18 protein-coding genes are annotated in these 23,393 nt (G+C 26.3%); 16 read left to right on the top strand and 2 right to left on the bottom strand.

The window, feature by feature from the left end:
- Window positions 1-239: 239 nt before the first annotated feature.
- The 8 genes from HMPREF2782_RS05060 (at window position 240) to HMPREF2782_RS05025 (ending at window position 7,824) form a co-directional block, all read left to right on the top strand.
- Window positions 240-920 carry a phosphoribosylaminoimidazolesuccinocarboxamide synthase gene (locus tag HMPREF2782_RS05060; RefSeq protein WP_070641348.1) on the top strand — a complete coding sequence of 227 codons (681 nt, stop codon included), beginning with the start codon at window positions 240-242 and terminating at the stop codon, window positions 918-920.
- 12 nt (window positions 921-932) lie between these two features.
- Window positions 933-1,415: a 5-(carboxyamino)imidazole ribonucleotide mutase gene (gene purE, locus HMPREF2782_RS05055; protein ID WP_070641347.1), complete on the top strand. Its 483-nt coding sequence runs from the start codon at window positions 933-935 to the stop codon at window positions 1,413-1,415.
- Window positions 1,412-2,695, top strand: coding sequence for an amidophosphoribosyltransferase (locus HMPREF2782_RS05050; protein WP_070641346.1), 1,284 nt, complete (start codon window positions 1,412-1,414; stop codon window positions 2,693-2,695). The genes purE and HMPREF2782_RS05050 overlap by 4 nt, the downstream gene beginning before the upstream one ends.
- Before the next feature lies 1 nt (window position 2,696).
- Window positions 2,697-3,722, top strand: coding sequence for a phosphoribosylformylglycinamidine cyclo-ligase (gene purM / locus HMPREF2782_RS05045; RefSeq protein WP_070641345.1), 1,026 nt, complete (start codon window positions 2,697-2,699; stop codon window positions 3,720-3,722).
- The gene (gene purN / locus HMPREF2782_RS05040; RefSeq protein ID WP_070641343.1) at window positions 3,694-4,311 is read left to right on the top strand and encodes a phosphoribosylglycinamide formyltransferase; all 618 of its coding nucleotides are present in this window, start codon (window positions 3,694-3,696) and stop codon (window positions 4,309-4,311) included. Before purM ends, purN begins: the two co-directional genes overlap by 29 nt.
- A 9-nt stretch (window positions 4,312-4,320) precedes the next feature.
- The gene (gene purD, locus HMPREF2782_RS05035; RefSeq protein ID WP_070641341.1) at window positions 4,321-5,565 is read left to right on the top strand and encodes a phosphoribosylamine--glycine ligase; all 1,245 of its coding nucleotides are present in this window, start codon (window positions 4,321-4,323) and stop codon (window positions 5,563-5,565) included.
- A 146-nt stretch (window positions 5,566-5,711) separates the two neighbouring features.
- Window positions 5,712-6,563, top strand: a complete 852-nt coding sequence (locus HMPREF2782_RS05030) for an SDR family oxidoreductase (protein ID WP_070641339.1) — start codon at window positions 5,712-5,714, stop codon at window positions 6,561-6,563.
- Window positions 6,553-7,824, top strand: a complete 1,272-nt coding sequence (locus HMPREF2782_RS05025; protein WP_070641394.1) for a dicarboxylate/amino acid:cation symporter — start codon at window positions 6,553-6,555, stop codon at window positions 7,822-7,824. Before HMPREF2782_RS05030 ends, HMPREF2782_RS05025 begins: the two co-directional genes overlap by 11 nt.
- A 47-nt stretch (window positions 7,825-7,871) precedes the next feature.
- Here HMPREF2782_RS05025 and HMPREF2782_RS05020 read toward each other — a convergent pair whose 3' ends face one another.
- Window positions 7,872-8,288, bottom strand: a complete 417-nt coding sequence (locus tag HMPREF2782_RS05020; protein WP_070641337.1) for a Fur family transcriptional regulator — start codon at window positions 8,286-8,288, stop codon at window positions 7,872-7,874.
- A gap of 92 nt (window positions 8,289-8,380) precedes the next feature.
- Between HMPREF2782_RS05020 and HMPREF2782_RS05015 the strand changes: the two genes are divergently transcribed.
- The 8 genes from HMPREF2782_RS05015 to addA all read left to right on the top strand — a co-directional run bounded on the left by HMPREF2782_RS05015 (window position 8,381) and on the right by addA (window position 22,653).
- Entirely contained in the window at window positions 8,381-9,493 is a 1,113-nt protein-coding gene (locus tag HMPREF2782_RS05015; RefSeq protein ID WP_070641335.1) for a metal ABC transporter substrate-binding protein, read from the top strand.
- Window positions 9,494-10,159, top strand: coding sequence for a metal ABC transporter ATP-binding protein (locus HMPREF2782_RS05010; protein WP_004838312.1), 666 nt, complete (start codon window positions 9,494-9,496; stop codon window positions 10,157-10,159).
- Complete coding sequence (locus HMPREF2782_RS05005; protein ID WP_070641333.1) at window positions 10,152-10,946, top strand: metal ABC transporter permease; 795 nt, start codon at window positions 10,152-10,154, stop codon at window positions 10,944-10,946. The genes HMPREF2782_RS05010 and HMPREF2782_RS05005 overlap by 8 nt, the downstream gene beginning before the upstream one ends.
- Before the next feature lie 90 nt (window positions 10,947-11,036).
- Complete coding sequence (locus tag HMPREF2782_RS05000) at window positions 11,037-11,759, top strand: YaaA family protein (protein WP_004838317.1); 723 nt, start codon at window positions 11,037-11,039, stop codon at window positions 11,757-11,759.
- Complete coding sequence (locus HMPREF2782_RS04995; RefSeq protein ID WP_070641331.1) at window positions 11,756-12,850, top strand: exonuclease SbcCD subunit D; 1,095 nt, start codon at window positions 11,756-11,758, stop codon at window positions 12,848-12,850. The genes HMPREF2782_RS05000 and HMPREF2782_RS04995 overlap by 4 nt, the downstream gene beginning before the upstream one ends.
- Entirely contained in the window at window positions 12,847-15,909 is a 3,063-nt protein-coding gene (locus tag HMPREF2782_RS04990; RefSeq protein ID WP_070641329.1) for an AAA family ATPase, read from the top strand. The genes HMPREF2782_RS04995 and HMPREF2782_RS04990 overlap by 4 nt, the downstream gene beginning before the upstream one ends.
- Complete coding sequence (locus tag HMPREF2782_RS04985) at window positions 15,906-19,265, top strand: PD-(D/E)XK nuclease family protein (RefSeq protein WP_070641328.1); 3,360 nt, start codon at window positions 15,906-15,908, stop codon at window positions 19,263-19,265. The genes HMPREF2782_RS04990 and HMPREF2782_RS04985 overlap by 4 nt, the downstream gene beginning before the upstream one ends.
- Window positions 19,258-22,653, top strand: coding sequence for a helicase-exonuclease AddAB subunit AddA (addA, locus tag HMPREF2782_RS04980; RefSeq protein ID WP_070641327.1), 3,396 nt, complete (start codon window positions 19,258-19,260; stop codon window positions 22,651-22,653). The genes HMPREF2782_RS04985 and addA overlap by 8 nt, the downstream gene beginning before the upstream one ends.
- On the opposite strand, the gene ymfI is transcribed toward addA, so the two are convergent.
- Window positions 22,634-23,362 carry an elongation factor P 5-aminopentanone reductase gene (gene ymfI / locus HMPREF2782_RS04975; protein ID WP_070641326.1) on the bottom strand — a complete coding sequence of 243 codons (729 nt, stop codon included), beginning with the start codon at window positions 23,360-23,362 and terminating at the stop codon, window positions 22,634-22,636. The two genes, addA and ymfI, sit on opposite strands and share 20 nt — an antisense overlap.
- Window positions 23,363-23,393 lie beyond the last annotated feature (31 nt).

Raw genomic sequence — 23,393 nt, 5'->3', positions numbered from 1 at the left:
ATATTAAAATTTATCAAAAAACTTTCTTGACAATTAAAATTTACCTTGGTATTATGAATTTGAACGAAGAATAGGCTCATTGAAATGGGCGAAAGTGTACCTAGGGATCTGTTTTTTTCAAGACCGAGCGGTACGGATATTTTTTAGTATTACACCAGAGGGACAAAAGCCCAGGAGGATAGGTTTCGTAGCCTGTCCTTCTGGGCTTATTTTTTGTAAAAATTTTTAAGGAGAAAAAAATGCATACAATCTACGAAGGTAAGACAAAAAATTTGGTTGAAAATGATGGAAAATATTTTTGTTTATTTAAGGATACTATGACTGGTACTGATGGAGTATTTGATACTGGTGGAAATCAAGTTGCTGGAGAAAAAGAAGGCGCTGGTCAAGAGTGTCTAAAAGTTTCTAAATTTTTCTTTGAAAAAATAAATGAGGCTGGTGTAAAAACTCATTATCTTGGAGCGGACCTTGATAAAAATCTTATGGAAATTGAAAAATGTACAGTTTTTGGAAAAGGTTTAGAAGTTATTACAAGATTTAAAGCTGTTGGATCTTTTATGAGAAGATATGGTCTTTATGCAAGTGAAGGACAAGATCTTGATGCTTATTCTGAAATTACTTTAAAAGATGATGATCGCGAAGATCCACTTATAACTGAAGATGGATTGGTTGAATTAAATATTTTATCTCATGATGAATACAAAAAAATAATTGAAGAAAATAAAAAAGTTGCAAGACTTGTAAAAGATATTTTGGCTGAATATGGACTTGATTTGTATGATATAAAATTTGAATGGGGAAGACTTGCTTCAAGCGGAGAAGTTGTTTTGATTGATGAAGTTTCTGGTGGAAATATGAGAGCTTACAAAGATGGAACTTATATTGAACCTATGGAATTGTCAAAATATTTGGGACTTTAATAAGGAGTTTATATGAAAGTTTCTATAATTATGGGATCTTTGTCTGATAGTCCAATTGCTGATAAGGTTGTTTCAAAATTAATTGAATTTGGAATTGATTATGAAGTCAAAGTAATTTCTGCTCACAGAGCTTTAAAAAGTTTAGAAAAATATGTAAAAGAAAGCGAAGATGAAAGTGAAGTTTATATTGGAATTGCTGGAAAGGCTGCTCATTTATCTGGAGTAATTGCAGCTTTGACAATAAGACCTGTAATTGGAATTCCTGCAAAATCATCTCATCTTGGTGGACTTGAAGCTTTACTTTCTACAGTTGAGATGCCAAGTGGCGTTCCTGTTGCAACTGTTGCAATCGGAGGAGGAGAAAATGCTGCAATTTTGGCTACAGAAATTCTTGCAATAAAATATGATTCTTTAAGAGAAAAATTAAAGGATATGAGAATAAAAATGAAAGAAACTATAGATAATTCTGAATATGAATATAAGGCAAATAAATGAGTGGAATTGTAGGAATATTTTCAAAAAAGAAATATAAAAATGTTTTTCCCGAATTATACTCTGGCCTCTATGCAATCCAACATAGAGGCCAAGAGTCAATGGGAATATCACTTCTTGCTCATGAAAAATTATCAGAAATTAGAGGTAAGGGAGAAATTGCCAACAATATTAGCCTAGATAATATTTCAACTCTTGCAGGAAATGTTGGTCTTGGATATGTAAAATATAGATTTGCTGAAGATGATAAGTCTCTTATGCCCATGCCATGGTTATTTTATCCTAAAAATTCAAATTTTAAAAATTTGATTGCAATTGATGGAAAATTTCTTGATGAAACAAGTCCTGAAGATGTTGTAAATAAATTAAATTCGAATAATATAGATGAAATTATACAATTTATAAACAATTTAAAGGGAGCTTATTCTATTATTCTAGTAAATGGAAATAGGATGATTGCGATTAGAGATCCTTATGGAATTAAAAATCTTTGCGTTGGTAAAAAAGAAGATTCTTATATAGTTGCAAGCGAATCTTGTGTGATTGAATCAATTGATGGGCAACTTTGTCATGAATTAAAACCAGGAGAAATTTATATAGTTGATGATAAGGCAGAAGAATCCTATTTTGCAAAAGAGCTTTCTAATTCTCCTTGCATTTTTGATTTTGTTTATACTGCAAGACCAGATTCTTCAATAAATGGTGTTAGCGTCTATGATGCAAGAATTAAAATGGGAGAAATTCTTTACAAAGAACATCCTGTTGATGCGGATATTGTTGTTGGAAGTCCTGATAGTGGATTGATTTCAGCTGTTGGATTTTCGCGTGCATCAAATATAAAATACGAAAGAGCAATCGTAAGAAATAGATATATAAATAGAACATTTATTCTTCCAACAAATTCAATGAGAAAAAAAGGAATAAGAATTAAATTAAATCCAATAAAACATCTTATTGAAGGAAAAAGAGTTGTTCTTGTGGATGATTCTATTGTAAGAGGAAATACTATAAAAAGAGTAATAGAAATTTTGAGAGAGTCAGGAGCAAAGGAAGTCCACATTAGGATTGCATCTCCTCAAGTGACAAAAGAAGAAACTTTTACCTTTGATGTGCCAGACAAAGATCATTTAATTAGCAACAACAGAAGTGTAGAAGAAGTTAGAAAAATTATAGGAGCAGATTCTTTGGGATTTATTTCCCTAGAAGGATTAAGACAAGCTTGTGGAAATAAAACATATTACGAAAATTGTTTTAATGGATATAACCCTTTAGAAAGGATATAAAATGCCAATAAATTATAAAGACGCTGGAGTTGATGTAGCTAACGGTCAAAAAGAAGTCGAACTTATAAAAAAATTAGTAGAAAAAACTCAATCAGAAAATGTTTTGAGCAAACTTGGAGGATTTTCTGGTCTATTTAGTTTGGAAAATTTAAATATAAAAAATCCAGTTTTGGTTTCAGGGACAGATGGAGTTGGAACTAAAGTTATGCTTGCTCAGATGATGGACAAGCACGATACAATTGGAATTGATTGCGTGGCAATGTGCGTAAATGATATTCTTTGCCAAGGAGCAAAGCCTTTATTTTTTCTAGATTATATAGCGTGTGGCAAACTTGTTCCAGAAAAAATGGAAAAAATTGTAAAAGGAGTAGCTGATGGCTGTCTTCAAGCTAATTCTTCTTTGATTGGCGGAGAAACTGCAGAAATGCCAGGTCTTTATAAGGAAAATGACTATGACCTTGCAGGATTTTGTGTGGGAATAGTTGATAAAGAAAAAATAATTACTGGACAAAAAATTAAAAAAGGCGATCATATTTTTGGTTTAAAATCTTCAGGAATTCATTCAAATGGATATTCTCTTGTAAGAAAAATTGTTTTAGAAAAAGAAAAATTATCTTTGGATGAAAAAATTGAAGGACTTGATACAAGTCTTGGAGAAGAATTATTAAAACCAACCAAAATTTATGTGAAAGAAATTTTAGATCTTCTTGAAAAAATTGAAATAAATGGCCTAAGCCATATTACTGGTGGTGGATTTTATGAAAATATTCCAAGAATGATTCCAGATGGACTTTGTGCAAAAATTGATGTGAGAAATATTCCTCTTCCAAAAATATTTTCACTATTAGAAAAATGGGGAGAGCTTGACAAAAAAGATATGTACGAAACCTTCAACATGGGCGTTGGACTTGTTTTTGCAGTCGATAAAAATGATATTGAAAAAGTTAAAGAAATAATTGATGAAGATGAGCTTTTAGATCTTGGAGAGGTTATAGAAAATGATGAAAAAATCGACCTCAAATTCTAAAAAAATTGCAGTTTTGATCTCAGGCTCAGGAACAAATCTTCAAGCTATAATTGATTCTTGTCAAAATAAAATTATTAATGGAAAAATATCTGTAGTAATTTCAAATAAAGAAAATGCCTATGGACTTACAAGAGCAAAAAATGCCTCAATTAAAACATTGGTTTGCAAAGATAATGATATTTTGCTTGATACTTTAATAAAAGAAAAAATCGATCTTGTTGTTCTTGCAGGCTACCTTAAAATTTTACCTCAAAAAATAATTGACAAGTTCGAGTCAAGAATTATTAATATCCACCCATCCCTTATACCATCATTTTGTGGGATGGGATTTTATGGAAGAAAGGTTCATGAAAAAGTCTATGAAAAAGGAGTAAAATTTACTGGAGCAACTACCCATTTTGTTACAAAAGATGCAGATGATGGTCCAATAATTTATCAAGAAATTGTAAAAATTGACCAAGAAGATACAATCGATGATATAGCAAAAAATGTTTTGGAAAAAGAACACGAGATTTTGATAAAATCAGTAAAAGATTTTTGTGATGATTTATTTTACATAAAAAATAATAAGGTTTTCGTAAAAAAATAGGAGTTTTTGATGAAAGTTTTAATAATTGGAAATGGTGGAAGAGAACATGCACTTGCTTGGAAAATTTCACAATCAAAAAAAGTAGACCAAATATTTATGGCAAAAGGAAATGCTGGCACTAATTCTTTTTGCAAAAATATAAATATCGAACCAACAGATATAAAATCCTTGGTTGATTTTTCTAAAAAAGAAAAAATTGATCTTACAATTGTAGGACCAGAAGATCCTTTGTGTATGGGAATTGTTGATGAATTTGAAAAAAATAATCTTAAAATTTTTGGTCCAAACAAAGAATGTGCAAAATTTGAAAAATCAAAAAAATTTACCAAAAATTTCCTAGAAAAATATAAGATACCGACAGCAAAATATAAATCTTTTGAAAATTTTGACAATGCCTTAAATTCCCTAAAAGATTTTTCCTATCCTTTAGTAATAAAAGCTGATGGGCTTTGTCTTGGAAAAGGCGTTATAATTTGCGAAGACGAAAAAAAAGCTAAAGAAAGTCTTGATGATATTTTTAATAAAAAAATATTTGGCGATGAGGGAAAAACTGTTGTAATCGAAGAATTTTTGAAAGGCGAAGAAGCTTCACTTTTGTGTTTGGTGTCAAACAATAAATTATTTCCATTAGAAACTTGCAAAGACCACAAGCAAATTTACGATGGAAACAAAGGTCCAAATACTGGAGGAGTTGGCACATATTCTCCAAGTAAATTTTCGCAAAAAACAGGGGAAAATATAGAAATAATTTTAAAGCAAATTGAAAAAGGACTGGATGATTCAAAACTTTCTTACAATGGAATTTTGTTTATTGGATTTATGATTGATAAAGATAAACCAAAAATATTAGAATTTAACGTAAGATTTGGAGATCCAGAAACAGAAACCCTAATGCCAAGACTTGAATCAGACCTTGTAGAAATTATAGAAAAAACTCTTGATAAAAATCTAAAAAAAGAAGACATAAAATGGTCAGATGATTATTCTCTATCATTAATTCTTGTTTCAGATGGTTATCCATTAAAATATGAAAAAAATAAAGAAATAAGTGGACTTGAAGATGTAAAAGATTCAATTATTTTCCACAATGGAACAAAATTAGAAGATGGAAAAATTTTAACAAATGGCGGACGAGTTCTTACAATAAACGCAAAAGCAAAAACTTTAGAGCTTGCAAGAAAAATTGCCTATGATGATTGCGAAAAAATAAAATACGAAAATAAATATTATAGAAAAGATATTGGATTAAATTAGCTAGTTTAACTAGCTTTTTTTATTTGCTTAATTTATTTATTAATTTTTATGTAAGATAAAGAACAAACAAAAATGAAAAATAATTTGCAATATGTTATAATAAAACATATAATTGTTTTTTTAAAAAAATATAGAAAGGAAAATTTATGAGAATTAATACAATTTGGATTACAGGAGCTCATGGAAGACTTGGCTCGACTCTTGTAAGATATTTAGATCCTTTGGAAGCTGAAATAATTGCAACTGACAAAGATGAAGTTGATATTACAAAACAAGAAGAAGTAAATTTGTTTGTAGATAGAAATAGACCAAAAATAATTATCAATTGTTCGGGCATTACCAATAGATTAAAATGCGAAAATGATCCTGACAAAGCATATTTGTTAAATGCTTTGGGAGCAAAAAATATTGCTATTGCGTCAAATAGGGTTAGAGCAAAACTTGTTCAATTATCAACAGCAGATGTTTTTGATGGACAAACAATTCATCCATACAAAGAAATTGATAAGGCAAATCCAAATACAGTTTATGGAAAAAGTAAATTTTTGGGAGAAGAATTTGTAAAAAATTTTGCTAATAGATATTTTATAGTTAGGGTATCAAGACTTTATTCAAAAGAAAATAATTTGGTTGAATCAATTATTGAACAAGCAAAAAATGGTATTGTTAAAGTGCCAAAATCAAGATATGGTTCGCCAACATCAGCCTATGAGCTTTCAAAATTTTTGATTTCAATAATGGGAACTAATGCCTATGGAATTTATCATGCTTCATGTGAGGGAACTTGTTCCTTTAGAGCTTTTGCTCAAAAAATTATTGATATTACAAAAATCGATGCAAAGGTAGAAGAAGTTAGAGATTCTGATAGAATTGATTTTGAACCAGCCTTTAGGGGAATAGATAATTATTTTTTAAATCTTTTGGACAAAAATACTTTTTCAACTTGGGAAGATGCCTTAAAAGATTACCTGAGAAGGGAGTATGGTTATGAAAGCTAAATCTAATAAAAAATTAGGCTTAACTTCTAAAATTTTTATTGCCCTAATTTGTGGAATGATTCTTGGAATTGTAATGCATTATTTTGTTCCAAAAGGTCATATTAAAGATGATATTATAATTGATGGAATTTTTTATTTATTAGGTCAAATGTTTATAAGAGCTATGCAAATGCTAGTTGTGCCATTGGTATTTTTTTCAATCGCTGATGGCTGCAGAAATATGGGAGATACAAAAACTCTTGGAAAAGTTGGAATAAGAATTGTATTATTTTATCTTTTGACAACAGCCCTTGCAATAATTATTGCTCTTTCTTTGGCGTCAATTATAAATCCTGGAAAAGGTATGAATATGAAATTGGGTTCAAATGAATTTAATATGGATGCTGGAGAAAAAACTTCAATGAAAGATACGCTTTTAAATATGATTCCAACAAATCCTATTGAAGCTTTGGCAAAAGGCGATATGCTACAAATAATTATTTTTGCAGTTATAGTTGGACTCTTAATTGCATCTATGGAAGATAGGATGGAAACTTTAGGAAATATAATTACAGAAATGAATGATTTGATGATGAGTATGACAATGGCTGTAATGAAACTTGCACCAATTGGAGTATTTTTCTTAATAGTAAGAACATTTTCAAATCTTGGTTACGATGTAATTTTATCTATGCTTTCATATATGATTTCTGTAATTTTGGGACTTGCTTTCCAACTTCTGATAGTTTATATGCTACTTTTAACGATTTTTGTAAGAGTAAATCCATTTGCTTTTCTAAAAAAATATTTTCCAGTTATGACTTTTGCATTTTCAACCGCATCATCAAATGCAACAGTTCCATTAAATATTCAAACTCTAGAAGATATTGGGGTTGATAAAAAAATTTCTTCATTTACAATCCCTTTGGGAGCGACAATAAATATGGATGGAACTGCAATAATGCAAGGAGTAGCTGTAGTATTTATTGCAAATGCTTACGGAATTGATTTAACGTTGAATGATTATTTAACTGTAATATTAACAGCGACGATTGCATCAGTCGGTACAGCAGGAATTCCATCAGTAGGACTTGTTACTTTGTCAATGGTCTTGTCATCAGTTGGACTTCCAGTAGAAGGAATTGCTATGATAATGGGAATAGATAGAATTTTGGATATGGCAAGAACAGCAATAAACACAACAGGAGATGCATCGGGAACAATTATAGTTGCAAACTCTGTAAATGCATTTAATAAAGAAAAATTTAATAAAAGAGTTTAAAATAAAAAAGTTGGTAAAGAATTTTCTTTATCAACTTTTTTATTTATTTAATTTTTTTTTTGACACTGTGGGCAAATTCCTGTAAATTCAAAACTGTGTCCTTTGATTACAAAGCCAGTATCTTTTTCTATCTCTTCTTCAATTTCATGGATTGGGCAATTTTCTATTATAAATTTTTTATTACAAGAAATACACCTTATAAAATGTTTGTGATTGTTAGAATTTAATTGAAAATAAGAAATACCATCTGTATTTGTATTTTTTAAAAGGAGATTTATCTCTTCCAAGGTATTTAAATTTCTATAAATTGTTGAAAGATCCATATTGATATTTTCTTCTTTTAATTTGTCTAAAATTTCTTCTGCAGAAATTGGATCATCATTTTCAATTATTTTTTCTAAAATTATTTTTCTTTTTTCAGTAACACGAATCTCATTTTGCTTTAGTAAATCTTCTGCTTTCACAATCTCACCTCTATAAATATATTACCATATTGACAAAAAATGAAACAGCTATATAATATTCTTTGCAAATGATTTGCAATTAAGGAGGAAAAATGAAAAAGAAAATTTTAGCAATGATTTTGGTTTTCGGAATTTTTGTTACAGGATGTGCAAAAAATAATGAAAAATCAAATACAAATTCAAATAATTCAAATGAAACAAGTCAAAGTGAAGATAAAGATAAAGAAACAATTTATGCTTCTTTTTATCCAATTTATAATTTAACAAAACAAATTGCAGGAGATAAATTTAATGTAAAATCTTTTACAAATTTGAATACAGAAGTTCATGATTTTGAACCATCTGCAAAAGATATGGCGGATTTATCAAAAGCAAAAGTTTTATTTTTAAATGGAGCAGGGCTTGAATCTTGGCAAGAAAAAATAGCAGAATCTTCAAAAGTTGAAATTGTTGATACTTCTAAAGGAATTAATTTAATAGAAAATACGCATGAAGATGAAAAAGAACATGATAAAAAACGTGAAGATAGACCTAAATCTTGTTGTGATGCTCCTCATTATCACGAATCTTTAGATGAAGATGAAAAAGAGGATAATGATAATCATGAAGATAATGAAAAACATGAAGATAGCGAAAAAGAAGAACACGAACATGAAGATGGAGAAGAAGATCACCATCATGGAGCATATGATCCTCACGTTTGGTTATCTCCAAAAAATGGAATAATTCAAGCAAAAAATATTGCAGAAAAACTTTCAGAAATTGATCCAGAAAATAAAGATTATTATATGGGAAATTTTGAAAAAATAAAAAAAGAGCTTGAAGAAATTGATAAAGAATATGAAAAAAAATTAGAAAATAAAGAAAATAAAAAATTCTTAGTAGACCACGAGGCATTTTCTTATCTTGCTCGTGATTATGGTTTAATTCAAGTTCCGCTTACATCAATAACTTCAACAAGTGAAACTGATGCAAAAACTATGAAAAATGCGATTGATTATGTAAAAAAAGAAAAAATTACTGCAATTTTTTATGAAAAAGGTGGATCAGATAAAAATGTAAAGACTTTGGCAGATGAATTATCTCTTGACGCAAAAGCTATAAATACTATAGAATATGCAAGTGATGATGATTTAAAAAATGAAAAAACTTATCAAGAATTGATAAGAGAAAATTTTGAAATAATGGAAAGTAGTTTAAAATAAATGAAAGATATAGAAGTTAAAGATGTAGTCTTTTCTTATGGCAAGGATGAAGTATTAAATAAAGTTAGTTTTGATTTAAATAAGGGCGATTTTTTGACTATTCAAGGAGAAAATGGCTCCGGCAAATCAACTCTAATAAAATTAATTTTAAAGGATTTGAAAAAAAATTCGGGAGAGATTAAATTATTTGGGACAAATATAGAAAATTTTAATGCATATTCAAAAATTGGCTATGTACCTCAAGTAAATGATTCAAATAAACTTGCCTTTCCAGTAACAGGAGAAGAATTTGTAATTTTAAATTTGTATAAGAAATTTAATATTTTTAACAGACCAAGCAAAAAATGCTATCAAAAGGTTCGTGATATTTTTGAAATTTTAAATATTGAAAATCTTTTGCATATTCCTTTCAATCAACTTTCAGGAGGGCAGGCTCAAAAAGTTATGATAGCAAGGGCAATGGTAAATAATCCAGAGGTTTTGCTTTTGGATGAGCCAACTGTTGGTGTTGATGAAAAATCAAAAAGAGACTTTCTTAAACTTCTAGCTCACTTAAATGATAAACACAAAATTTCAATTTTGATGATAAGTCATGAAATGGATGTTGTTAGGGAATTTTCTAAAAGAGAAATAAGGATAAAAAATGGAAGGATAGTTGATGCTTAGTTATGAATTTATGCAAAGGGCAATTTTAGTTGGCCTTATGCTTGCAATAATAATTCCTATGATTGGAATTGTTATGGTAAACAGGAGAACTTCTATGATTGGAGATGCCTTATCTCACACAGCTCTTTCTGGAGTTGCTCTAGGTTTAATTATTGGAATAAATCCTGTTTTTACTTCAATAATAATTTGTATTGTTGCAAGTTTTGCAATAGAAATAATTAGGAAAAAATTTAAAAGTTTTGGCGATATGGCAACGGCTATCATTATGAGTCTTGGAATTGGACTTGCAGGAATTTTATCAGATTTCACACCGGGCGGAACAAGTTTTGAATCATTTTTATTTGGTTCAATCACAAGTGTTACAAGAGTCGATGTAATTATTGTAAGTGTAATTTTCATTCTTGTTCTATTTTTTAGCCTTTATTTATATTATCCGCTTTTGTATAATTCAATTAGCCCTTTGATGGCAAATCTTGCGGGAATTAATTCAAAATTAATTTCTAGCATTTTTACATTTTTGACAGCCATTACCGTGGCAATTTCTACAAAAACTGTAGGAGCTTTGATGATTTCCTCATTAATGGTTTTGCCAGTTGCAAGTGGGCTTTTGATTTCAAAATCTTATAAAGAAACTTTTATAAAATCAATTATAATTGCAATTATTTATATGATGACAGGAATTAGTGCAAGTTTTTATCTTGGAATAAAACCAGGTGGAGCCATAGTGGTTATTGCAGTTTTTGGAATGATAATTTCTCTAATAATTCAAAAAATTTTAAAAAGATAGGTTTGAATTGAACCCCAAAATCCGGAATACGGATTGAGGGGTTTTTTCTATGATATAATTAATTTAGAATGAAAAATAGAAAGGTTTGATATGAAAATTATAATTTCGCCTGCAAAAAGGTTTAAACATTTTGAAAATGAAAAAACAGAAGGGCTTTTGTTTGAAGACGAAACAAAAGAATTAGTTGAAAATTTAAAAAAATATTCAATAAATGATTTAGCAAATATGTTTTTTTGCAATGATGATCTTGCTATAAAAGCTTATTATGATTACAAGGATTTCGATTTTGAAAATTTAAAAAATCCAGCGATTTTTTCTTATGATGGACTTGTTTTTAAGCAATTTAAAAAAGAAGATTTTAATGACTTGGCTTATTTGAATGATCATGTTTATATTATTTCTGCCTTATATGGTTTGTGCAAGCCTTTTACAGGAATTTCTGATTATAGACTTTATATGGATTCAAAAGGAGTCGATATGTATGGATTTTGGGCTGACAAAATTTACAAAAAAGCTTTTGAAAATGAAAATTTTATTATAAATTTGGCAAGTGCTGAATACGCTAAGCTCATAAAAAAATATTTGAAAAAAAATCAGAAATTTTTGACCTTGACTTTTAAAGAAAATAGAAATGGAAAAATCCGTTCAATTGTTTCATATACAAAACAAATGCGTGGGAGAATGTTAAAATATCTAATTAATAATAAAATTTCAGATATTGAAGAAATTAAAAAAATAAATCTTTGTGATTATATTTATGATCCAATTAATTCAACAAAAGATGAGTATGTTTTTGTGAGGGAAAATAAATGAAATTATTACATTTATCAGATCTTCATATAGGAAAATCAATAGGCTCATATTCTTTGCTTGAAGATCAAAAATTTTGTCTTAACCAAATTTTAAAAATTATTGAAGATGAAAAAATAGATATTGTTTTGATTGCAGGGGATATTTTTGATACAGCTATTCCAAATAATGAAGCTATGAAAGTCTATTCTGATTTTGTGGATGAAATTATTTTTAATTTGAAGAAAAAAATTATAGCAATTTCTGGAAATCACGATTCGGGAAAAAGGCTTGAAATTTCTAAAAGTTTTTTTGAAAAAAATTCTTATTATATTTATGGAAATTCTTATGATGGAAAAATTTCTTTTGATGATGAATATGGTAAAGTTAATTTTTATCCGATTCCTTACATTTCCCTTGCAAGGGCAAAAAATGAAATTGATTCAAATATAGAAAATTTTACTGACCTTTATAAAGTTTTATTAAAAAATATAGATTATAAGGATAGAAATGTTTTGATAAGTCATTGTTATGCAAATGAAAAGCCGTATGAAGATGAAAAAATAGAAGGAGAAAAACCTCTTACAATTGGTGGAAATGACGCTATGGATGCCCACTTATTTAAAAAATTTGATTATGTAGCTTTAGGTCATCTTCACAGAAAACACTTTGTTCTTGATGAAAAAATTAGGTATTGTGGGACTTTTATGAAATATTCATTTTCTGAAATAAATCAAAAAAAATCAGTTACACTTATAGATTTAAAAGAAAAAATTTCAATAAAAGAAATTGATATTAAACCTTTAAATGATTTTGAAAAAATTTGTGATTATTTTGAAAATATTTTAAAAATGAAAAATTCAAATGCTTATATAGAATTTACTTTAAAAGATGATAAGCCAATAGATTCTCCGATGGCGAAATTAAAAATGAAATTTCCTCATGCAGTTTCAATAAAGTACGAAAAATCAATAAATATTGAAAAGGATGAGGATATTGATATTGATTTTGAAAAATTATCAAGCTTGGAAATATTTGAAGAATTTTATAAGTTTAAAATGAATGAAAAAATGACAGATTTAGAAAAAGAAATACTTAAAAAGGTGATACAATGAAGCCAGTAAAACTTGAAATGTATGGATTTATGACCTACAAAAATAAAACTTTTATAGATTTTACAAAAATATATGATTCTAAAATTTTCATAATTTCAGGAGATACTGGAAGTGGAAAAACTACAATTTTTGATGCTATAAGCTTTGCGCTTTTTGGAGAAATTCAAAGAGAAGGATTTAATTCGAACGATATTAGAAGTGATTTTCTAGGTGGAGATGATCCTATAACTTATGTAGATTTTTATTTTGAAATTGATGGAAAAAATTATAGGATAAAAAGAATTCCAAATCAAAAAGCAAAAAAAACAAGAGCCAATGTCAATGTTTCTCACAGCGTAGAATTTTATAAAATTGAAAATGAAAAGGAAATTTTAATATCTGATGGGCCACAAAAAACAGATAAAAAAATAATTGAAGTAATCGGACTTGATTATAATCAATTAAATAGGGTTATGATTCTTGCGCAAGGAGAATTTTCAAAATTTTTAAAATCAAATTCAGATGAAAAAGCTGAGCTTTTGTCAAAAATTTTTTCGTCTTACCTTTACAAGGAAATAGAAGAAAAATTGAAAGAAGCAAGCAAAAATTCAAAGAGAAATTTGGATATGATTTCTAATAGCTTAGAAAATGAAATTGTAAAAAATGAACTCTTAGGCGATAAAGTTGATGATGAGTTAATAAAGCTTAAAGATTTTCAAAAAATTATAGATATTATAGAAGATTTGCTTTTAGAAAGTGAAAAAAATATTCAAATAAAAAATGATGAGAAATTATCTTTAAACAAAAATCTAGAAAATGAAAATTCCAAGCTAAATTTCTACGAAAAAGAAAATGAACAAATAGAAAACTACAAAGATTTACTTAAAGAAAAAGAAAAGCTTTTAGAAGATGAATCTTTTTATAAAAATTTAAAGAAAGATTTGGCTTACGCAGAAAAATCTATAGCAATAAAACCATATTACGAATCTTTTCTTGATTTAAATAAAAGCCAAAAAGATTTGAAAATAAAATTAGATTTTGAAAATGAAAATTTGAATTTTATTGAAGAAGAATTGAAAGAAAATAAAACTTATCTTGGAAATAAGGATGAGCTTTTAAAAATTATAGACCAAAAGAAAGAAAATATAGTAAAAAATCTTGAAATATTAAATAAATTTGAAAATTTACAAAAAATTAAAGATGAATTAGATAAAAATAAAAAAGCATTTGAAGATGGAAAAAATTATAAAAAATCCATAGAGGATAATTTAAAAGAAAAAGAAAAAATAAATGAAAAAATAAGAAAAAAATCAGATGAATTGCTAGATTTTTCTAGAAATCTTGAAAAAATTACAAATGAAAGCCACAATGCATATCAAAAAGTTTTTGAAATTCAAAATTTTTATGAAAAAGCGCTAATTAATGATGAAAAAATTAAAAATTTAAATGATGAAAAAATTCAATTTGATAAGGCAAATAAAGCTTATGAAAAGGCAAAAATCTTATTAGGTAAGGCAAAAGAGAACAAAAAATCTATACAAATAAATGAATTTAGGAAAGATTTAAAAGAAAGAGGAATTTGTCCGATTTGTGGAAGGATTTATAAGGGAGAAATTGAGTTTTTAGAATCTTTTGACCTTGATATAGAAAAAATTGAGAAAGATTTTTTTGATTTGGAATTAAAAATTAATCTTTCAAAAGATAAAATTTCAGATTTGGAAAAATCAATAGATTTTAATATGGAAAAGGCGGAAGATATTGAAAAAAATCTTCAAAATTATAAAAATGAACATGAAAAATTGAAAAAATCTTACGACAAATCCAATCAAGAATATAAAAAAGAAATAAGCTACAAAAAAGATTTGGAAAAAGAAGCTTTTGAGATTGAAAAAATAATTGGAGATTTAGAGAATAAATTAGATAATTTAGGTAATTTGAATAATATAGAAGAGCTTGAAAATAAATTTAAAGTAAAAAAAGAAGAGCTTGATGATTTTGATGAAAAAAAAGTTATTGAAAATGTAAATTTTGACAAAAAATTTGTCGAAAATGAAGAAGGAAGAATTAAAAAAATTGATGAGAAAATAAAAAACTTAGAAAAAGAAAAATCTTCATCAAATTCAAAGGTGGAATCACTTAGCTCTTATATAAAAATAAATCAAGAAAAAATTTTAAAGGCTGAAAATATTTTTGAAAATAAGATTAGGGAAAATTTTAAGTGTATAGATGAATTTTTGAAATACTTAGAAAAATCCAAGGACTTAATTGATAGAAAAGAAGAAATTCGAAAATATTTTGAAAACTTAAACAATATTTCTATAAGGCTAACAAGTCTTAAAGATTACGCAAACAAAGAAAAATTTGAAACGGATAAAATAAAAGAAAAAATTAAAAATTTAAAAAATATTTTGGAAGAAACAAATGATTCAATTTTTTCTCTAAAATTAAACGAAACAAGATTAAAAGATAGCAAAAATGAAATATATTCGATAGAAAAAAACTTCAATAAATTAAAAAACGAGGATGGAATTTTATATAAACTTTCAAGAATAGCTGATGGTTCTTTGTCAAATGTTTCTGGAAGGGAAAAATTAAATTTTGAAACTTTTGTTCTTTCTTATTATTTTAGAAAAATATTAGCTCTTGCAAATATAAGGCTTAAAGAAATGACTGATGGTCAATTTACAATGATTAGAAAAAAACAAACTAACGATAAGAGAAAAAATTATGGGCTTGATATAGAAATTTTGGATGCGAATACAGGAAAGATAAGGAGTGAGGCTTCTCTTTCTGGTGGAGAAAGTTTTATTGCATCACTTGCTTTGGCTCTTGGACTTTCTGATGAAATAAGTATGGAAAATGGTGGAATAAAAATCGACACGCTTTTTATTGATGAAGGTTTTGGAACTTTATCAGATGATTATTTGGAAAAAGCAATAAGAACAATTGAAAAATTATCCTATGATAATAAATTTATTGGTTTAATTTCTCATGTAAAGGAATTAAAAGATGCTATTGATGCAAAAATTGAAGTTTCATATTCAAAAACAGAAGGGTCAAGTTTGAAGGTGGTTGTATGATAAAAATAATTATGAGCAAATTTCCTAAAGAAAATTCATTTTATATTTACAAAGACATTGAAAAAAATTTGGATAAAAAAGAAAAAGCATTTCTTATAGTTCCAGAACAATATACACTTGAAAGTGATATGGATTTTATTGATTCAATAAAATATAAGTCGGTTATGGATGCAAAAGTTTTATCATTTTCATCTTTAATTTCATATATTTCTCAAAGACTAAGTCTTAAAAAAAATGAAAATTTAAATCAAGTTTCTAAGGCGATTTTACTTACAAGCGTACTTGATGAAATAGATAATAAATTAAAACTTTTTTCAAACAAATCATTTGATATAGATTTTGTAAATAATCTTTCTGATTTTTTCTCAAATATTAAGGAATATTATTTTGATGATGAATTTTTTGGAAAAATTAATAAAAATGAAAATTTAGATCCAATGACAAAATTAAAATTTGAAGAAATTAAATTGATTTATGATTCTTATATAAAAAAGCTTGAAAATTCTTATATTGACAAAGAAGATGAGCTTGAAATTATAAAAGATAATATTAAATATTGCGATTTTTTTAAAAATGTTAATTTTTATTTTGATAAATTTGATTTTTTGTCTGACCTTAAAATAGATTTTATAAAAGAGTTAATAAAAATCGGAGCAAAAGTTACGATTTCAATTTGCCTTGATTGGAAATATTATGAAAATAATATGGCAGGCGATATGGATATATTTGATCAAGCAATTCGCTTTGTCGAAAGCTTAAAAAATATAGACAAAATCAAAATTATAAATTTAGAAAAAGAAAATGAGCTTTTAGATATTAAGCACCTCTATGAAAATTTTGAAAAATATAATCCCCAAATTTATCAAGAAAAAACTAAAAATATAAATCTTGTTGAATCAATTTCTTCAACAAATGAAATTGAAAATAGTAGCCTAATTATAGAAAAATTGATTAGAGAAGGTCATAGATATTCAGAAATTTCTTTGGTTTTGGCAAATAGCGATGAGTATGAAAATCTTGTAAAAAGAATTTTTGCAAGGAGCGAGATTCCTATTTTTGTAGATAAAACAAAAAAATTATCCGACAATCATATTTTAAAAACATGGCTTTCTATGATTAGACTTGTTGTTTTTAATTTTAGAAAAACAGATCTTGAGGCTTTTATAAGATCAAATGTAATTGATTTTGGAGAAAATGCCTACGAAAGGATTTTAGATTTTCAAAATTATATTGAAAATAGAAAAATCAAAGGGGCGATGATTTTTGATGATAAGTATTTTGTTTTAGATGAAAAATTTTATGAAAATGATGAGAAATTAAAAAAAGAAAAAGAAGATGAGCTTAAAAATGTAAATTCAATAAGAAAAATTTTAATCGACTTATTGTATGACCTATATAAAATTAGAAATGAAAAGATTAAGGCAAATGATCTTGTAAAAGAAATTTATAAGAGTTTTGATAAAAAAATAATAAAATCAGGTTTTAATCATTATCAAGAAAATATAAGGGAAAATAGGCTTGAAATTTTTGAAGAAAACAAACAAGTTTGGGATAAATTTTTGACGAATTTAGAACAAATAGCAACAATTTTGAATGATAGTCCTACAAAGCTTAAAAAAATTTACAAATTAATTGAAAATTCTTGTAAGGCAACTTCAATCGGAATAATTCCTCCTGCAATCGACCAAGTCTTAATTGGAGATTTTTCAAGAGATAGGATAAATGATAGAAAAATAAAAATTTTTGTTGGAATGACAGATATTTATTTTCCAGGAAATAACAATAGTGAGATGTTAATATCAGAAAATGAAAAAACTGCTTTAGAAAACGAAGGCATTGACCTTAAAATTTATAGAGAAAAAAAGGATGATAAAATTCTTTTAAATTTACTTAGGATGTTTACATCATCGCAAAAAATTATTTTTTCATATTCTTTAATAAATAAAGAAAATGACCCAATGAATATGGCAACAAGTATTTCTGATATTATAAATATTTTTCCAAATATTTCTTACAAAAAAATTGCCCAAAGTAAATTTGATTTTATAAAATATTCCACAGATCTTTTGGACTTAAAGGCATATCAAATTTTATGGAATATAAAAAACAAAGAAGATACAAAAAAATCAGAAAAAGAATTTGTAAAATCATATCTTAAATTTAAAAAAGATAATATAGAAAATTACAATTATTCAAAAAATTCATCTTATGACTTATTTATAAAGGGATTTACTTATTCTAATGATAAAAATTTATTGGCTCCTGAAATTTCAAAAAAACTTTATGATAAAAATAAATTTTCAGTTTCAGAAATTGAAACTTATGCAAAATGTCCTTACAAACATTTCATAAATTATGGGCTTAGGGCAAAAGAAAATAAAAAGTTGGATGTTGATAATTTAGAAATTGGAAATATTGTTCACTATAATATGGAAAATATTTCAAAGAAATTGATAGATAAGGATCTTAAAGAAGTTGATGATGAAAAAATAGAAAATCTAGTAAAAGAAAGTTTCAAAAAAGCAATTGAAAATTCTCTTGATTTGGGAAGGGCAAATGATAATAAAAATAAATTTATTTTATCAAATATTTATGAGTCAACTCAAAAATCATCTAAAAAAATAATCAATCAAATCAAAGAAGGAAATTTTAAAATTGATAGTGTAGAAGAAAAATATGGAAAGGGACAAAAATATCCAGAAGTTTATGTGGATGACAAAAATTATCTTGAGGGACGAATTGACAGGATTGATAAGTGCGATAATTTACTAAGAATTATTGATTACAAAACGGGCTCAAAAGAAATTAAAATTTATAATTTATTAAATGGCTTAGACCTTCAATTGTTTGTATATATGTTGGCTGCAAAAGAAAAAAAATCTGAAAATTTGTTTCCAGTTGCAAGTTTTTATTTTCCTTTAAAAGATGAGGTTAAAAAACTTGAAAAAAATTATGATAAGGATGAGATTAAAAAAATTTATGATGACAAAACAAAAATGAATGGACTTATTATAAAAATTGATGAGGAAATTTTAAATCTTTTGGATAAGAATTTTGACGGCAAAAAATCTGATATTTTTAAAATTACAAGAAGTAAGGATAATATTTTTTCTCTTGAAGAAGAAAAAATAGTGGAAAAATTTATTAAAAAATTAATTTCTTCTTATATAAGTGAAATTAAAAATGGAAATATTAAATTAAATCCACTTAGAATAAATAAAAATTCTTATGAATGCATAAATTGTCCTTATAAATCAATTTGCAAATTTGATTACACAAGAGATCAAGACAAATTTCATGATATAAATAAAAATATTTCCATAAATGATATTAAAAAGGAGCAAGCAGATGAGTAAATTTAAGCCAACTGATGATCAAAAAAAAGCAATAGAAACAAGAGGAAAAAATATTATTGTTTCTGCTGCGGCAGGAAGTGGAAAAACTAGAGTTTTGGTTGATAGGCTTGTTTCAATTATGCTTGAAGAAAAAATTCCCATAAAAAATATGATTATCGTAACTTTCACAAACAAGGCATCTGTTGAAATGAAAGATAGGATAAGACAAAAATTAAATGATTTATTAAAAGAGGAAAACTCTGATAAAATTTTCATAAAAAATCAAATCAAATCTATAAATGATGCTTTTATAAAAACCCTCCATTCATTTTGTGCAGATATGCTAAGGGAAAATTTTTATTTGTCTGATAATCTTTCTCCTTCTTTTAAAATTGCTGCTGATTCTAAACAAGCACTTTTGAGAAAAGATGCTATTGATGAGCTTTTTGAAGATGAATACGAAAAAAATGATCCAAATTTTATAAATTTTTTGCATAATTTTGCTTCATCAAAAGATGATAAGGATGCAAAAAATATAATTTTGGACTTATATGATTTTTCAAAAAGTCAAATAAATCCACACCAATGGCTTTGTGATAACACAAATAATAATTTTGATTTTGAAAAATTTAAATTTTATATAAAAGAAAGAATCGAAACAATTATTTTAAATGCAAGAGATTTGGAAAATTATATAAAAGAAAAATCCATGAGGGATAAGTATTTTATAATGATTGAAAAAGATTTATCCTATTTAGAAAAAATAAAAAATGCCATAGAAGAAAAATCTTGGGATGAGGTCATAGAAATTTTTGAAAATGGATTAGCTAATATGGTTACAATTTCAAAAAAATTAGATGATCCAAATGAAAATTCCTATGTAAAAGCAAAGAAAAATGCCTACAAAGAAGAATTTAATATTGTAAAAGATTTTGTAAAAAATACAGATTCTATTACTAGGGGATTTTTTAATCCTTTGGAAGATAAAATTTTAAATGAATTAAAAAATCTTGTGTTTTCTTTTGAAAAAATTTATACAAATAAAAAAAGAGAAGAAAATTATTTGGATTTTTCTGATATGGAACATGAATTTATCAAATTATTGGACAATGAGAAATTACAAAGCAAATTAAAAAAGCAATTTAAATATATTTTCTTTGATGAATATCAAGACTCAAACGACATTCAAAATTATATAGTAGAAAAATTAAAAAATGAAAATAATTTATTTTTTGTAGGAGATGTTAAACAATCAATTTATGGTTTTAGAAATGCAAGACCAGAATTATTTTTAAAAAAGCTTGAAGATTATGACACAGATTCAAATTGCCTAAGAATTGATTTGTCCAAAAATTTTAGAACCGATAAGGACTTGATTGATTTTAATAATTATATTTTTGATAGGCTTATGACAAGAAAAAATTCTGACATAGCTTATAAAGATGACAATCATAGATTAAATTATCATTTTGAATTTGATGAAAAATATCCAAAAGTTTCAATCAAGGCTCTTGCAAAAAATGTAAGTGAAGAGGCTTATTTGACAAAAGAAATAAATAATTTAATAAATTCGGGTGTGGAATATAAGGATATTGCAATTTTACTTAGATCATCATCAAAAGCATATTTATTTGAAAATGAATTAAAAAAAGCAGGAATTCCATTTTCATCTGATATTTCAAAAATTTCATTTGAAACAGTTGAAGTAGAATTTTTCATAAATATTTTAAAATATATAGCCAATCCAAACGATGACATTAGCCTTCTTTCAGTTCTTAGGAGTGAAATATTTAATTTTTCTGAAGATGATTTGGCAGAAATTAGTTTATCATCTGAAAAATCTCATTTTTACAAAAAATTTAAGGAATATGAAAAAGAAAATGAAAATAATCTTTCTCAAAAAATTTCTGATTTTAATACGATTTTTACAGATTTTTCTTATATTTTAAATTTTTCAACCATGTATGACTTTGCAAATATTATTTTTGAAAAATCTGGTCTTTATGATTTTTTGAAAGCAAGAGACAGGGGAGAAGAAAGAGTAAAAAACATTGAGGCTTTTATTGAATTGATGGATGATTATGATAAAAATAATGAAAATTCTTTATTTGGATTTTTAGCCTACATTGATAATTTAAAAAACCAAAAAAAAGATAATTTAAAAGCTTCAAGAAATTTATCTGATGATGAAAATTTAGTGAGAATTATGACAATTCACAAGTCAAAAGGTCTTGAATTTAAGGCTGTAATTTTACCAGATTTTTCTAAAAGATTTAATACTCGTGATAATTCAAAAGATATGGTTTTGGATAAGGATTTGGGAATTGGGATTAATATTGCCGATTGGGAAAATAAAATAAAAATTTCGTCCATAAAAAGAGATTTGATTTTAGAAAAATCTAATCTTAATGATAAAAAAGAAGAAATGAGAGTTTTATATGTTGCGTTAACTCGTGCTGAAAGAAAAATTTCTATAATTGGAAAAAAAGATTTAAATGAAAAAGGACTTGAAAAAATTTTAAATGCAAACTCAGTTTTGGATTTATCATCTTATATGGATTGGATTTTTAAAATTTTGTGCGATGATAAAATAATGAGTGACTTTGTCGATATAGATTATAAGACAGATGCTTTTAATAAAGGATTTTTGGAAATAAAATATATTGAAGATTTCATAGAAGATTATAAAAAAGATTATACAGATGTTGAAAAACTTATTGGGGCAGATGAGTATAATCAAAAAATTTATAAAGATATAGAAGAAGTTTTTAATTTTTCTTACAAAAATAAGGAAAATATAAATAAATCTTTGAAAAAATCTGTAACAGAAATTGCAAAAAATTATGATTTATCAAAAGATGGCTACGAAAAATCTCCTTTTGAAGAAAATGAAGATTTTTATGAATTTAGAAAACCAAATTTTGAAGAAATAAAATTATCAGCAACTGATAAGGGAACTTTAATCCACAAAATTTTCCAAGAATTAGAAGTAAAATCTTATGATTTAAATTCATTAGAAAAAGAAATAAATAAATTAGTCGATTTAGGAAAAATAAAAAAAGAATATATACCATATATAAATTTTGAAAATATTTTAGGATTTTTTAATTCAAGAATCATCCAAGATTTAATGAAAAAATCACCAAAAATTCGAAAGGAAGAATCATTCCTTAGAAAAATTGATGATTTTTATGTAAATGGTCAGATTGATATAATGTTTGAATCCCAAAATGAAGTTGTACTTATGGATTTTAAAACAGATTCTTTAAAAAGAGAAGGATTTTATGATAAGCAACTTGAAATTTACAAGGACTCCATAGAAGAAGCCCTTGGAAAAAAAGTTATATCATCTTATATTTATTGGTACAATTTTAAAGAATTTGAACAAGTTAATAAAAACCACCGTTAATATCAAAAATGGAACCTGTAATATAAGAGCTTTTTTCAGATATTAAAAATTCAACGAGATTTGCAATTTCTTCGGATTTTGCAAATCTTTTTTCTATTAAATCTTCTTTCAAAGATTTTTTATCATCTTCAGATAAATCAAATTTTGTCATATCGGTATCTACAATTCCTGGCGCAATCGCATTTACCCTAATATTTGATGGCAAAAGTTCTTTTGATAGAGCCTTTGTAAAAGAATTCACTCCACCCTTAGTCGCAGAATAAGCAACTTCAAAACTTGCTCCTAAACTTCCCCAAATTGATGAAATATTTATAATAACTCCAGATTTTTGACCAACCATATTTGGAATTGCTCTTTTTGAAGTTAAAAAAATTGAGGATAAATTTGTCTGTAAAATTTCATTCCAATCGGACAAAGTCATATCTTGAATTAAACCAAAATAAGAAATGCCTGCATTATTTATTAAAATATCAACATGAGAAAAATTTTTCTCAGCAAGATCAAATAAATTATTTATTTCATCTTCATTTTTAACATCACATTTTACAGCAATTACATTTGGATTTTCTTTTCTCAAATCTTCTAATAAATTTAAAGCTTTATCCTTATTTTCCTTATAAGTTAAGATTAAATTGTAGGATTTATTTAATTTTTTTGCAATGGCAGCACCAATTCCTCTTGATGCGCCCGTTATTAATACAGTTTTCATAAAATGATTATATCATATATTTAAGGGTAAA

Origin of the sequence: Anaerococcus sp. HMSC068A02, assembly GCF_001811125.1 — a bacterium.
GTDB classification, from domain to species: domain Bacteria; phylum Bacillota; class Clostridia; order Tissierellales; family Peptoniphilaceae; genus Anaerococcus; species Anaerococcus vaginalis_C.
Note: the sequence above shows the minus strand (reverse complement) of the source record. Positions and strands in the feature narration are given on the sequence as shown.

Bases quoted from the DNA above. Each gene is read 5' to 3' on its own strand.
- HMPREF2782_RS05060 (WP_070641348.1), top strand. From the start codon at position 240: ATGCATACAATCTACGAAGGTAAGACAAAAAATTTGGTTGAAAATGAT.
- purE (WP_070641347.1), top strand. From the start codon at position 933: ATGAAAGTTTCTATAATTATGGGATCTTTGTCTGATAGTCCAATTGCT.
- HMPREF2782_RS05050 (WP_070641346.1), top strand. From the start codon at position 1,412: ATGAGTGGAATTGTAGGAATATTTTCAAAAAAGAAATATAAAAATGTT.
- purM (WP_070641345.1), top strand. From the start codon at position 2,697: ATGCCAATAAATTATAAAGACGCTGGAGTTGATGTAGCTAACGGTCAA.
- purN (WP_070641343.1), top strand. From the start codon at position 3,694: ATGATGAAAAAATCGACCTCAAATTCTAAAAAAATTGCAGTTTTGATC.
- purD (WP_070641341.1), top strand. From the start codon at position 4,321: ATGAAAGTTTTAATAATTGGAAATGGTGGAAGAGAACATGCACTTGCT.
- HMPREF2782_RS05030 (WP_070641339.1), top strand. From the start codon at position 5,712: ATGAGAATTAATACAATTTGGATTACAGGAGCTCATGGAAGACTTGGC.
- HMPREF2782_RS05025 (WP_070641394.1), top strand. From the start codon at position 6,553: ATGAAAGCTAAATCTAATAAAAAATTAGGCTTAACTTCTAAAATTTTT.
- HMPREF2782_RS05015 (WP_070641335.1), top strand. From the start codon at position 8,381: ATGAAAAAGAAAATTTTAGCAATGATTTTGGTTTTCGGAATTTTTGTT.
- HMPREF2782_RS05010 (WP_004838312.1), top strand. From the start codon at position 9,494: ATGAAAGATATAGAAGTTAAAGATGTAGTCTTTTCTTATGGCAAGGAT.
- HMPREF2782_RS05005 (WP_070641333.1), top strand. From the start codon at position 10,152: ATGCTTAGTTATGAATTTATGCAAAGGGCAATTTTAGTTGGCCTTATG.
- HMPREF2782_RS05000 (WP_004838317.1), top strand. From the start codon at position 11,037: ATGAAAATTATAATTTCGCCTGCAAAAAGGTTTAAACATTTTGAAAAT.
- HMPREF2782_RS04995 (WP_070641331.1), top strand. From the start codon at position 11,756: ATGAAATTATTACATTTATCAGATCTTCATATAGGAAAATCAATAGGC.
- HMPREF2782_RS04990 (WP_070641329.1), top strand. From the start codon at position 12,847: ATGAAGCCAGTAAAACTTGAAATGTATGGATTTATGACCTACAAAAAT.
- HMPREF2782_RS04985 (WP_070641328.1), top strand. From the start codon at position 15,906: ATGATAAAAATAATTATGAGCAAATTTCCTAAAGAAAATTCATTTTAT.
- addA (WP_070641327.1), top strand. From the start codon at position 19,258: ATGAGTAAATTTAAGCCAACTGATGATCAAAAAAAAGCAATAGAAACA.
- ymfI (WP_070641326.1), bottom strand. From the start codon at position 23,362: ATGAAAACTGTATTAATAACGGGCGCATCAAGAGGAATTGGTGCTGCC.